Source organism: uncultured Tateyamaria sp., from assembly GCF_947497045.1.
GTDB lineage: Bacteria > Pseudomonadota > Alphaproteobacteria > Rhodobacterales > Rhodobacteraceae > Tateyamaria.
This window is the reverse complement of sequence record NZ_CANMEU010000011.1, coordinates 72808-85621: the sequence shown is the minus strand read 5'-3', so window position 1 is coordinate 85621 and position 12814 is coordinate 72808. Positions and strand designations below refer to the sequence as shown.

Sequence of the window (12814 nt, the reverse complement as noted above, 5' to 3'; positions counted from 1 at the left end):
CCCGTACACAACATCTGGGCCGTGCCAAATTCCTGCCTCAGAAATGATGCACAAACGCACCACACCCTCCCTCAAAATGCCCAAGGTTTTGCGTTTCGTTAACCAACACACTTGAGCCACAGGGTCGATCAAGGCAACAATGCGGCAAGAATGAGGCACACCCGCCCGACCCGGTGGGATCAAGTTGGAACAAGTTCGCGGCAACGTATCGCGGCTGGCCAGTTTGAAGGGATCGAAACGTGATAGCACGACTGTCTGGCGCAGCAATGCGCGGCTTTTTGGTGGCATTGGTCGTCGCCACTCCGGCACTTATTGTGCCCGGCGCGTCTATTGACTCGTCTCAAGCAACTGTTTTGGTTGCCCTTTTTGCGGCCTTTATGACCTTTGTCGAATATAGCTCCAAAAGCCCCAGCATCGTCGAGTTTCGCGATGCAGCCCCGTTCAACCGGCTGCGGTTCATCGCGCTTTTCCTGACCGTTTTCCTGCTCAGCGTGATTTGCAAGGGCAAGACCGACCCCACACTGCTGACAGGCGCGCTGACGTCCATCGGCACAATTGTGGGCAGCAGTATCGATTTTCCCTACAGCCCCGTGCGCCTTGTCGTGCTGATGCTGCCAAGCAATGCTGAGCCAGACATTGTACAGTCCGTACGGACGGCTGCGGGCCTTGCCTACCTTATTTCGCTGACCGCGATGACAGCGTTCCTGTTCCTCGTCCGGGTGCTGGGATGGCCCGCACGGTCGGGGGCCTTCAACGTCTGGGTCAACCTGCCCCTGTTTGACCCGACAGCAGGCGGCGATGTGCTGCATCGCCTGAACCGCGATGCGCGCATCAACATCGCGCTCGGCTTTCTTTTACCTTTTGTTATCCCTGCGGTGGTCAAACTGGCGGCAGACCTTTTGAACCCGATCTCTCTGGAGAACCCGCAAACCCTGATCTGGACAATGAGCGCATGGGCCTTTCTTCCTGCCAGCATGATCATGCGCGGTATTGCGATGCAGCGGATTGCCGAGATGATCCGCGACCAGCGCAAACGCGCCTATGCCAACGCGGAAGGCGATATGCTGACCGCCTGATTACCACGCTCGCCGCCCTGTTGATCGGCATGGCTGCGCAGGCGGACACATTGCGCGTTGCGACCTACAACACTGAACTCAGCCGGGATGGTCCCGGGCTGCTGCTGCGCGATCTGGCGCGCGGCGCTGACGATCAAATCAATGCCGTGCTTGCGATCATCAAGGCGGCCGATGCCGACATTCTCGCCCTTCAGGGGATCGACTATGACCTGACAGGCGAGGCGCTGTCGCAGCTGTCAAAGGCCGCAGGTTATGCTTACCACTTTGCGCAACGCCCCAACACCGGCATGCCCACCGGCCTTGATATGGACGGCGACCGGCGGCGCGGTGGCCCGCGCGATGCGCAGGGTTATGGCCGCTTTTCAGGTCAGGGGGGGATGGCAATCCTGTCGCACTTTCCCATTCTGGACACACAGGTGCAGGACCTCTCAGCCCTTTTATGGCGTGACGTGCCCGACCCGACACTGCCCATGGTCAACGGCGCACCGTTCCCCAGTGACGCCGCCCAAGCCGCACAACGTCTTTCAACCACCGCCCATTGGATTGTCCCGATCGACACGCCTGCGGGTGTGATCGACCTGATGACCTTTCACGCCAGTCCCCCGGTGTTTGACGGGCCCGAAGATCGCAACGGCAAGCGCAATCACGATGAAATCCGACTGTTGCAACAGGTGCTTGACGGGACGGTGGGCATAGCACCCGCCGGCCCCTTTGTCATTGCGGGGGATGCCAATCTGGACCCCATCGACGGGCAAGGCATCAAAGCGGCCATCACCACTCTGCTGACCGACCCGCGCCTTCAGGATCCGGCCCCCAAAGGGACCCACGGCACAGACACCGCAGATTGGGCAGAGCCCGTACCGGGGAATCTGCGGGTGGATTACGTGCTGCCCTCAATCCACTGGCGCATCATCGACAGCGGCGTGATGTGGCCCACCCCCGACGATCCACTGGCTGAAACAGCCGCCACGGCCAGCCGCCACCACCTTGTCTGGGTGGACCTCACCCTTGACCCCGCACCCCCGGATGGATAGGCGAAACACCACGCATTCACAGGAGTTTCGCCCATGTCCAACCCATCCCTTTTGATCCTGCCCGGAGACGGCATTGGCCCCGAAGTGATGGATCAGGTCACGCGGATCATTGACTGGTTCGCGGCCAAGCGGAACCTGCCTTTTGACGTGGAAACCGACCTTGTGGGCGGAGCCGCCTATGACGCGCACGGCACACCGCTGCACGACGACACAATGGCCAAGGCGCTGGCCGCGGATGCGGTTTTGCTGGGTGCTGTGGGCGGGCCAAAATACGACGACCTGGATTTTTCGGTCAAACCTGAACGTGGCCTGCTGCGCCTGCGCAAAGAGATGGACCTGTTTTCGAACCTGCGCCCGGCACAATGCTTTGACGCGCTGGCGGACTTCTCGTCGCTCAAGCCGGACCTAGTTGCGGGCCTCGACATAATGATCGTGCGCGAGTTGACCTCTGGCGTTTATTTCGGTGAACCGCGTGGCATCTTTGAGGAAGGCAACGAGCGCGTCGGGATCAACACGCAACGCTACACCGAGTCCGAGATTGACCGGGTGGCCCGCTCCGCCTTTGAGCTGGCGCGGCGTCGGAACAACAAGGTCTGCTCGATGGAAAAGGCCAACGTAATGGAAAGCGGGATCCTGTGGCGGGAAGTTGTCCAGAAGGTCCACGATACCGACTATCCGGATGTGGAACTCAGCCATATGTACGCCGACAATGGCGCGATGCAGCTGGTGCGCGCGCCCAAACAGTTCGACGTCATCGTGACCGACAACCTGTTTGGTGACATCCTGTCGGATTGCGCGGCCATGCTGACCGGCAGCCTTGGCATGTTGCCGTCCGCCAGCCTTGGTGCTCCGATGGCGAATGGGCGGCCCAAGGCGATGTACGAACCCGTGCACGGCTCGGCCCCTGACATCACAGGCCAAGGCAAAGCCAACCCCATCGCCTGTATCCTCAGCTTTGCCATGGCGCTGCGCTATTCCTTCGACCAAGGGGACGAGGCGACCCGGCTTGAGGACGCCATCGAAAGGGTGCTGGCCGATGGCGCGCGCACCGCTGATCTGATGGGTCCCGAGGGCGGCACACCGATCTCGACCACGCAAATGGGTGACGTCATTCTGGCCGCTCTGGACGCGAGCCTGTAACCCCCAAGAGGCGCGATATGTCCCCCAACATCAAAGGCGCACTGCTGGCCTTGATCGCCTTTGGCATCTTTTCGACCCACGACGTGTTCATCAAGACACTGGGGGCGACCTATTCCCCTATCCAGATCGTATTTTTCAGCGTTCTGCTGTCGTTCCCCTTGGCGACCATTATGATCATGCGCGATTCCAAACCGGGCACGTTGCTGCCCGTTCGCCCGTGGTGGATGGCGGTCCGGACTGTGGGGGCAGTGATCACCGGTGTCTCTGCGTTCTATGCCTTTTCGAACCTGCCCCTGACGCAGACATATGCGATACTGTTTGCAACCCCACTGCTGATCACGGTCCTTTCAATCCCGATCCTGGGTGAAAAAGTGCGGCTGCCGCGTTGGATGGCTGTGCTGGTCGGGTTGGCAGGGGTGATGGTTGTCTTGCGCCCCGGCACCACGGACCTCACACTGGGCCACGGCGCGGCCATTCTGGCGGCCCTCAGTGGCGCGTTCGCATCCATTGTAGTGCGCAAGATCGGGAGCGACGAACGCACCGCCGTTCTGTTGCTCTATCCCATGGTGGCGAATTTTGTGGTGATGGGCGCGGCGCTGGCCTTTGTTTATAAGCCCATGCCGATCGAACATCTCGGAATGCTGGCCGTGATCTCGACCATGGCGTGGATAGCGGCCCGGTTTATCATTGCGGCCTATCAAACCGGTGAAGCGGCGATTGTCGCACCCATGCAGTATTCCCAAATCCTGTGGGCGACGGGATATGGGCTGATCTTTTTCGATGAAACACCAGATATTTACACCGCAGTCGGCGCAGGTATCATCATCGCCTCCGGCCTGTTCATCGTGTTCCGCGAAAGCCGGGGTGGCTCGATCAACACACCCGTCCTGCGCACCCGCAGTCGCGTCGGTACACCGGGGCTGGTCCGCCTGAGTGGGATGATGACGTCCGGGCGGTACCGCGACAAACCGGACAAGCTGCCCGAGTGAGTTAGAATGCGACCCTGTCCCCACCTTTGAGCGCAAGGATCTCGCGCGCCTGATCAGGTGTGGCCACTTCGCAGCCCAGATCCTCGATGATACGCCGGACCTTGGTGACCTGTTGCGCGTTGGACTCTGCCAACTCACCACGATTGATGAGCAGGCTGTCCTCCATACCGACACGCACGTTCCCGCCCATCTGACTTGCAGTGGTCGCCAGTGGCATCTGCGCGCCCCCCGCGCCCAGAACCGACCAACGGTAATCGTCGCCAAACAGCCGATCCGCCGTGCGTTTCATAAAGATCAGGTTGTCCACTTCAGGTCCGATCCCGCCCAGAATGCCAAAGATGAACTGGATGAACACCGGGGCTTTGAACAGTCCCACATCCATGCAGTATTTCAGGTTATAAAGGTGCCCGACATCATAGCACTCATGCTCGAATTTGATGTCGTGGGGGACCAGCGTTTCGGCGGCCTCGCGAATATCGGCAAATGTATTGCGAAAGATGTTGGCCTCGGACCCTTCGACATAGTCCTTTTCCCAGTCGTATTTCCATGTGTCATAGCGTTTGGCCAGCGGGTGAAAGGCAAAGTTCATCGACCCCATGTTGAGGCTGCACATCTCGGGCGAGAATTTGGTGGCGGCCTTGATCCGCTCCTTGATCAACATCGTGGGCGCACCACCCGTGGTGATGTTCAGCACCGCATCTGTGGACTGTTTGACCCGGCCCAGGATCGGGGCATAGTGATCCGGTTCGACCGACGGGCGGAAATCGTCGGGGTCGCGTGTGTGCAGATGCAGGATCGAAGCCCCCGCCTCGGCCGCGGCAATGGCCTGTTCGGCGATCTGGTTCTGGGTCAGCGGCAAGGTGTCGGACATCGTGGGCGTATGGATCGACCCCGTAACCGCGCAGGTGATGATGGTGGGTTGTTTGGCCATGGTCCTAGTCCTCTTTGATACGTACACGATAACTGAGCGGGAACAGTTCGAGGTCGTAGCGGTCACGGACCAATCCCCATATCCCCTTGGGGGCCTTCAGCATGACAACAATGGCCACCGCACCCAACACCATCAGATAAATGGTCCCGAAATCCGCCAGCGTTTCACGCAAAAGGAAAAAGACAAGCGTGCCGATAATCGGCCCCTCAAGCGTGCCAATCCCACCGATCACCACGATAAAGATCACAAAGGCTGTCCAGTCATTGACCGAGAACGCCGCATCAGGGGAAATGCGCAGCTTTTGCAAAAAGATCAGCCCGCCGATGATTGCCGTGAAGGCGGATGTCACGACATAGACCTCAAGCTTGGTCCGCCAGATGTCGATGCCAAGGCCCGAAGCGGCCACTTCGCTGTCGCGGATGGCCGTCAATGCAAGCCCCCGGCGGGACCGCAGGAACAGGTATACACAGGTGATGACGGTGATGGCCGCCCCAAGAGCCAGCCAATAGCTAAGCGCCTCACGCCCTGACCGTGACGCCGCCAGCGATTTCACCACTCCGACAGGCAAGGATGTGCCCGACCCACCCCCAAGCGCGGATACTTGCGCGAATGTAAGGCGGAAAACCTCCGCCATGACCCACGTACCGATTGCGAAATAGGCCCCTTTAAGTCGAAAGATCAGCGCCGCAACCGGAACCGAAAGCATCGCTGCCAACACCCCCGACCCAAGGATCGCGACAATCGGGTGCAACCCCCCAAAGATCGTGAGCGCGAACAGCATGTAGCCTCCAAAGCCGACAAACGCCTGCTGGCCCACTGACACAAGGCCCGCATAGCCCGCCATCAGGTTCCACAGGCAGGCCAGCGACAGGTAGAGGAAAATCTCGCCCATCAGGCGCAGATCAGCCCGACCCGCCCACCAGGGCGCAAGAGCCAGCACAATCACCGCAAGTGCAGCGATAACCATCGCAACGCGGCTGGCGCGTGTGGCGCGGGTGACAACCGGGGCGCTCAATGTTCGACCCTCGGGAACAGACCATTGGGGCGCACCGCCAATACAACGAGGAACGCGACATGACCCGCCAGCACTTGCCAACCGGGGTCAATCTTGGCCCCGATGGTTTGGGCCACGCCTAGAATAACACCGCCCGCAAGCGTGCCCCAGATGTTGCCAAGCCCGCCAATGATCACCGCTTCGAACCCAAAGATCAGCCGCCCCCCGCCGATGGACGGATCAAAGCTGGTGCGCACGCCCAGCATCACACCCGCAATGGCCGTGACCGCCAGCGCCAGCGCCATGGCCAGCCCGAATACATGCGCCTTGTTCAGACCCATCAGTTGGGCAATATCCTGATTGTCGGACACCGCGCGAAACTGACGGCCCAGGGCGGTTGCATAGAATATCCATTGCAGCCCCGCGATCACAGCCACCGCCAGCCCGAAGGTAAGCAGCGGCAAAACTCCTAAAGATAGGCCCCCGACCGACAGGCTCGCCGTTTCAATCGACCCGGCAGACAGCTTTTGCGGATCGGCGGTATATCCTTCGAGCAGCGCATTTTGCAGAATCACCGACAGCCCGAACGTGACCAGCAAAGGCGGCAGGATATCCGGCCCAAGGGTCTGGTTCAAAAGCCCGCGTTGCAGCACATATCCAATCCCCGCCATCGCAGGCATCACCACCAAAAGCGCCGCAAACGGATGCACGCCCAGCATCACGGTCGTGCTTAATCCCAAATAGGCTGCCAGAATGATCAGATCACCATGCGCGATATTGACAAGCCGCATCACCCCGAAAATCAGGGACAACCCGGCCGCAAAGAGCGCATAGAGCCCACCCAGCAGGATACCCTGCACCACGGCGTTCACCCACTCGATCATGCGGCAACTCCGAAATAGGCGGCGGTGATCTGGTCGCGTGTGATGTCCCCGACCCGGCCCGACAGCGACACGCGCCCCTCCTGCAGGCAATAGACGCGAGACGAGACCGACAGCGCCTTGGTAATATCCTGTTCGACGATCATGGCCGTCATACCCCCGCCGATGATGCCGGGCAGGGCCTCATAGATGGATTTGATGATCACCGGGGCGAGACCCAGACTGATCTCGTCAAACAGGATCACCTCGGGGTTGGACATCAGTGCGCGCCCGATGGCCACCATCTGTTGCTGCCCGCCGGACAGTGAGGTCGAAGGCTGGTTGCGTCGCTCTTGCAGGATCGGAAACAGATCATACACGGCCTCAAGCGACCATGGCCCCGCACGCCCTACGGTGCTGCCAAGCCTGAGGTTTTCTTCGACCGAGAGCGAGGCAAACAACTGCCGCCCCTCAGGCACCAGCGCCACCCCCGCATAAGCGACCTGATCGGCGCGCAAGGCCCCGATGGGTTGTCCCTTGAACCGGACCTGATCACCCGCGTTATGCAACAGGCCCGAAATCGAGCGCATCAGCGTGGTCTTGCCCGCCCCGTTGGCCCCGATAATCGCGATCACCTCGCCAGCATTGACCTCCATATCAACACCGTAAAGCGCCTGAAAATCTCCGTAATGAGCATCGAGGCCCACAAGTTGCAGCACAGGCTCAGACATCGGGATCGACCCCCAGATAGATTTCCTTGACCTCGGCACTGTCCATGATCGTCTTGGGCGGCCCTTCGGCTATCTTCTTGCCAAAATCGATCACGATCAGCCGTTCAACAACCGCCAGCAGCGCATGCACCACATGTTCGATCCAGATAATCGTCGTTCCGCCCGCATGCACGGCCTTGATGGTGTCGATCAGGGCGGTACATTCGGCTTCGGTCAACCCACCCGCGATCTCGTCCAGCAGCAGCAGCTTGGGCCGGGCTGCCAGCGCACGCGCCATCTCGAGCCGCTTGCGATCGAGCAGGGTGAGGGCCCCGGCGCGGATATTGGCCTTGGCCAGCAAACCGGTGTCCTCAAGAACAGCCAGCACATGCGCCTCAGCCTCATGGCTGCGCATCCCCGCCCCTTCGACCGCACCGACCAGCGCGTTTTCAAACACCGTCATCCCACCGAAGGGCTGGGGCACCTGAAACGACCGCGCGATGCCTATCTTACAGCGCCGCGCGGCGGAGCTGGTCGAGATATCCTGCCCCTGAAAAGTGATCCGCCCTGCATCAGGGCTGAGGGCCCCGGTCACCAGATTGAACAGCGATGTCTTGCCCGCCCCATTGGGCCCCAGAATGCCAACAGCTTCGCCTTGTGCGATATCAAAGCTGGTGTCGTCGGCGACCACAACGGCACCGAACGACTTGCGCAGACCTGCGACAGATAACAAGGCAGACATGTGGGCTTATCCAAGCAGCTGCAATTCGCCGCCCACCGGGATGTCGGGGGCATGGGCGTTGTTGGTGATCACCAATTCAACCCCATCGCCCTGCCGTTGCCACTGGCCGGACACCAGCGGCGTCTTGGACACGTTCGGCACAGGCCCGTTCGACCAGTTCACATCGCCCACGATGGTGGACATATTCGTGCCCTTGATCGCGGCGGCGATAGCGTCCGGGTCATCCAGATCCTCGGCCCGCGCGATAGCGTCCGCCACGACTTCGAATAGCGCGTGTTTGAACCCGATGGGCTGCGTCCATGGCCGCCCGGTCGCAGCGGTGAACCCATTGGCCAGTTCGCCTGCCGACGTGCCTGTCAGCGACGAAGAAAACGGATGGTTCGGCGACCACCAGATTTCAGTCGTCAGGCCCACGCCTCGATCCCCAAGCGCCTCGATGGCCGAGGGGAACAACAGCGCCTTGCCGATGGTCGCGACCTTGGGGTTGAACCCTTGCTGTGCGGCCTGCGCCCAGAAGGTGCCGAAATCCGGTGGGATCATCACACCCGTCACGATCTCGCAGCCTGCATCCTTGAACGCGGCGATATAGTTCGAAAAGTCGTCATTGAGCGGCTGGAACCGGCCCGGATCGATCAATTCAAACCCTTGCGCCGCGAGTGGCTTGGGAAAGCCAAGCTCAGGGTCGCCCCACGCGTTGCCATCTGCATCATTGGGGAACAATCCGCCAACCTTTTTGGCCACACCTGCGTCACTCCACAGGCCGGTAAAGTTCGTGATGACGTCCTCAAGCCCCCAGAAGAAGTGGTAGGTGTATTGGAACCCCTCCGCCGGATTGCCGCCCCGCCCAAAGAAATAGGGCTGCCATGGCGCGTCAGTGGTGACGCAGGGCACCTCGTTGATCTCGGCCTGATCCGCAACCGGGTTGGTGGTGTCAGGCGTCGCAGCGGCGGTGATGATGTCAACCTCGTCCGACAGGATCAACTCGGCTGCCACTTCGGCGGCGCGGTTGGGGTTGGACTGGCTGTCCTTCTTGATGATCTCGATATTATAGGACTTGCCGTTGTTGGTCACACCGCCCGCGAAATGCGCGCGCAGCCCGTCGAGGATATAGTCGTCCGCCTCGGCAAAGCCCGCCAATGGGCCAGTGGACGGCGTGACGAACCCGACCCGGATGGTCGGATTATCGGCATAGGCGCGCGTGGCCGTCAAAATGGCCGGGGATGCGACCGTGGCCGCCAATCCGCCAAGCATCTGTCTTCTGGTTGTTCCCGTTTTCATAGCGTCTCCTCCCTGAGATGTATGTCGTGGTTTGGCCTTCGATTGATCGAGGCCTGCACCCTTTGGTGTCTTTCATTTCGGATTATCATGGTCCGGTGGGCAATTTATTGCGGCTTCCTTTTCACAATATATCTTTCCGTTATGTTTCCTCCGTCACTTCGTGGGCCAAGAGCCGGTCAATCGCGCGCAGATGTCCTGCAACGCGCGCCTTGGTTTCCTCCAGATCCGTCGCGGCCCAGTTCCGAAACCCCGCCCGTGCTGCCATGCCGGTACGCCCCTCATCCAGAAGGGTCTGCAAATAGGGCAAAGCGTGCGGTGTCACATCAAGGTCGCCCAGCACCTGATTGTGGATATCCTGCGTGAGCTCGATCCCTACCAGATCCGCGTTCTCAAGCGGCCCGAGCACCGCCATGCGCCGCCCGAAACTCGCTTTGACCACATCATCAACCGCTTCGGCGGTGCAAATCCCGTTTTCGACCAGCGAAATCGCCTCGCGCCACAGCGCGTGTTGCAAGCGGTTGCCAATAAAGCCAGGCACGTCTTTTTCGACCATCACCGGGGTCTTGCCTGCACCGCTCAGCAGCGCGACCATGGCGTTCGCAAGGGCCGGGTCCGTCCATTCCGTCTTGATCACTTCAACAAGCGGAATCATGTGCGGCGGGTTCCACCAGTGGGTGCCAAGGGCGCGGTGGCGTCCCGACAAGCCCTCCATGATCTTGGTGATCGGAATGACGGATGTGTTGGAGGCGAGGATGGCGTCAGCGGGCGCGTGGGCCTCAACCTCAGCAAAGATCGCCTGTTTCAGGGACAGTTTTTCCGGCGCCGCCTCGATCACGAACATGGCGTCCCCAACAGCATCAGGGATCGCATCGCACAAGGTGATCCGGGACAATATCTCAGAAATTTCGCCCGCCTCCGCGCCGAGCAGCACCAAACTCGTAGACACCCGTTCAAGCACACTGCGCAAGGTGTCGGCCATGGGATCGGTCACACAAACACTGTGGCCTGCACGGGCGAAGGTCAGCGCGATGCCGTGGCCCATCAAGCCGGCCCCGATGACCGCGATATTCGACACTGATTCCATCAACCTGCCGTGTACCCGCCATCGGCATAGAGGATATGCCCGGTGTAGAAATCCGACGCGCGCGACGACAGGAACAGAAGCGGGCCAGCCAGGTCCTCAGGCTCGCCCAAGCGCCCCTTTGGCACCCGTGACAAGAACCCCTCGCGCACCGCCGTAGCCTCGGGCGTGTCCTCGAACATCCATGCGGTAAGCGGTGATCGGAAGACGGTCGGCGCAATCGCGTTGACGGTGATGCCCGTCGGCCCAAGTTCGCATCCCAAAGCCTTGGTCATCCCGTCAACAGCGGCCTTGGACGCGCAATAGGCGGTGTAGCCCGCCGGATGGCCCAGCAATCCACGGGCGGAGGACATCAATACGATCTTGCCCCCTGTCCCTTGCATCTGCATCTGACCTGCCGCCGCGCGCGCCATCAGCCAGCTTTGTGTCACATTGGCGTCCATAACGCCTTCGAACGCAGCGGGTGCCATATCGCCGATCTTGGCGACCTTGTTCATGCCCGAGGCAACCACCAAAATGTCGATCCGTCCAAATGTGGCAACGGTTTCCTCGATCAGCGCGGCACATGCCGCCTCGCTGTCGGGACGGGCGTTGATTTGATGCGTGTCGCCCGTGCAGGTGGCAGCAACATCGGCCATCGCACCGGCGTTACCTGCCGCCAGCACCACCTTGGCCCCAGCACCCGACAGACAGCGCGCGGCCACGGCGCCAAAGGCCCCGGATGCGCCGGTGATCAGCACAACCTTGTCCGACACATCAAAGAACGACAGTGGATTATCGAGGCTCATGGCCGCCCTCCTTCGGGATAGGGTATGACCACGAGCATCTTGCATACGTGATTGCTGCGGTTCTCGATCTTGCGCACTTCGCCCGGTGGGATCGTACAACTGTCCATTGGGCCAAGAACGGTATCGGAGTCGTCGATAAGGACCGTCATCTCACCTTCAAGCACGACATAAACCTTTTCGAACGGGGTCGCGTCCGGGCCCGCACCGCCACCGGGCAGGAATTGAGAAAGACCGACCCACTGGTTTTCGGGACCGCCGTCTTCGAACCCCTGCAGGCGCAGCCCCGTCACACCCCAATGGTTCGGGGCCTCATAAGTCGTCGCATCGGCAAAGCGCTTGAGGTGCATCAGAACGCCTCGCCCGCCTCGATCCGATAGCCCTGATCCTTGTCCATCATGGCGACCAGACGAATGATGCAGCCATCACCCCGATCCCAATTCCAGGGGAAGAAGGCAAAGGTGACACGTTTGCCGGTGACTCGATCCAGATCGCCGCCGACGTTCTCGATGCCAAGGATGCCGTTGCTGAACAGCTTCTGGTGGACGGGTTCCCATTCGGGGAAGTCCTCTTCCCAAGGGGTACCGCCGGACCATTCTAGGTATTCCTTTTCCAGATGGGGCAGGATGGGGCCGTTGCGCTGCGGGCCGATAGCTGTGGCCAGCGGGTGGTCGTTGGCCTGGGTGTCATGGCCGACAACCTTGACGCCCTTTTCAACCATCCAGTCGGCGGCGGAGGGCACCAGTCCGGGGCAGTAGGCAAAGTAGTCTCCATCTTCGTACTGCTTGTGCCATCCGGTGTTGATGATCAACACATCATTCTTGCGAATCGCATGACCGCAGGCTTTCTCCAGATCGTCACCCGTAATCGACTCCCACTTTTTCTTGGGAATGCTGACCACCAGACCCGAGCCAAAGAAATGCGGCAGCGGCACCTCGTCGATGAAGGGCGTGCCCTGAACCACGTGGGCCGGCGCGTCGATATGGGTTGTGACGTGCATTGTCGTCGTGATCGTCTGGCTCAGCACACCGGACTTGGCCATGTAGTGCTTGCGGTCGATCTGCACGTCCTTGAAATACGGCCAGTTGGGGCACTGGAACCCATAGCGGTGGCTGAGGTTCACGAACTCCAGCCCCATATCGTTGTTGTCGTTCTCCTGAAAATCGATCCCGCGAATATTGACGACCATCCGTT

At 60.5% G+C, this 12814-nt stretch carries 14 protein-coding genes; 4 read left to right on the top strand and 10 right to left on the bottom strand.

The window, feature by feature from the left end:
• Positions 1-239: 239 nt before the first annotated feature.
• Genes Q0859_RS18115 through Q0859_RS18100 form a run of 4 tightly spaced genes read left to right on the top strand, consistent with a single transcriptional unit; the run spans position 240 to position 4239 of the window.
• Positions 240-1076: a hypothetical protein gene (locus Q0859_RS18115; protein ID WP_299153860.1), complete on the top strand. Its 837-nt coding sequence runs from the start codon at positions 240-242 to the stop codon at positions 1074-1076.
• A 29-nt stretch (positions 1077-1105) separates the two neighbouring features.
• Positions 1106-2110 carry an endonuclease/exonuclease/phosphatase family protein gene (locus Q0859_RS18110; protein ID WP_299153884.1) on the top strand — a complete coding sequence of 335 codons (1005 nt, stop codon included), beginning with the start codon at positions 1106-1108 and terminating at the stop codon, positions 2108-2110.
• A 33-nt stretch (positions 2111-2143) separates the two neighbouring features.
• The gene (gene leuB, locus Q0859_RS18105) at positions 2144-3250 is read left to right on the top strand and encodes a 3-isopropylmalate dehydrogenase (RefSeq protein WP_299153859.1); all 1107 of its coding nucleotides are present in this window, start codon (positions 2144-2146) and stop codon (positions 3248-3250) included.
• 17 nt (positions 3251-3267) lie between these two features.
• Entirely contained in the window at positions 3268-4239 is a 972-nt protein-coding gene (locus tag Q0859_RS18100; protein ID WP_299153858.1) for a DMT family transporter, read from the top strand.
• 1 nt (position 4240) lies between these two features.
• Here the strand turns inward: Q0859_RS18100 and Q0859_RS18095 are convergent, their stop codons facing one another.
• The 10 genes from Q0859_RS18095 to Q0859_RS18050 form a co-directional block, all read right to left on the bottom strand.
• Positions 4241-5170 (bottom strand): 3-keto-5-aminohexanoate cleavage protein, encoded by a 930-nt coding sequence (locus Q0859_RS18095; protein WP_299153857.1) that lies wholly within the window; start codon positions 5168-5170, stop codon positions 4241-4243.
• A 4-nt stretch (positions 5171-5174) separates the two neighbouring features.
• Entirely contained in the window at positions 5175-6185 is a 1011-nt protein-coding gene (locus Q0859_RS18090; RefSeq protein ID WP_299153856.1) for a branched-chain amino acid ABC transporter permease, read from the bottom strand.
• On the bottom strand, positions 6182-7048 hold the full coding sequence (locus Q0859_RS18085) for a branched-chain amino acid ABC transporter permease (RefSeq protein WP_366523224.1): 867 nt from the start codon (positions 7046-7048) through the stop codon (positions 6182-6184). The genes Q0859_RS18090 and Q0859_RS18085 overlap by 4 nt, the downstream gene beginning before the upstream one ends.
• The gene (locus Q0859_RS18080) at positions 7045-7755 is read right to left on the bottom strand and encodes an ABC transporter ATP-binding protein (protein ID WP_299153855.1); all 711 of its coding nucleotides are present in this window, start codon (positions 7753-7755) and stop codon (positions 7045-7047) included. Before Q0859_RS18080 ends, Q0859_RS18085 begins: the two co-directional genes overlap by 4 nt.
• The gene (locus tag Q0859_RS18075; RefSeq protein WP_299153853.1) at positions 7748-8476 is read right to left on the bottom strand and encodes an ABC transporter ATP-binding protein; all 729 of its coding nucleotides are present in this window, start codon (positions 8474-8476) and stop codon (positions 7748-7750) included. Before Q0859_RS18075 ends, Q0859_RS18080 begins: the two co-directional genes overlap by 8 nt.
• 6 nt (positions 8477-8482) lie before the next feature.
• A complete protein-coding gene (locus tag Q0859_RS18070; protein ID WP_299153851.1) occupies positions 8483-9754 on the bottom strand; it encodes an ABC transporter substrate-binding protein in 1272 nt (423 codons plus the stop codon).
• 139 nt (positions 9755-9893) lie between these two features.
• Positions 9894-10838, bottom strand: coding sequence for a 3-hydroxyacyl-CoA dehydrogenase family protein (locus Q0859_RS18065; protein WP_299153849.1), 945 nt, complete (start codon positions 10836-10838; stop codon positions 9894-9896).
• Positions 10838-11623, bottom strand: a complete 786-nt coding sequence (locus Q0859_RS18060; RefSeq protein WP_299153847.1) for an SDR family oxidoreductase — start codon at positions 11621-11623, stop codon at positions 10838-10840. The genes Q0859_RS18065 and Q0859_RS18060 overlap by 1 nt, the downstream gene beginning before the upstream one ends.
• Positions 11620-11970 (bottom strand): cupin domain-containing protein, encoded by a 351-nt coding sequence (locus Q0859_RS18055; protein ID WP_299153831.1) that lies wholly within the window; start codon positions 11968-11970, stop codon positions 11620-11622. Before Q0859_RS18055 ends, Q0859_RS18060 begins: the two co-directional genes overlap by 4 nt.
• Entirely contained in the window at positions 11970-12809 is an 840-nt protein-coding gene (locus Q0859_RS18050; protein ID WP_299153827.1) for a cyclase family protein, read from the bottom strand. Before Q0859_RS18050 ends, Q0859_RS18055 begins: the two co-directional genes overlap by 1 nt.
• Between the last annotated feature and the right edge of the window lie 5 nt (positions 12810-12814).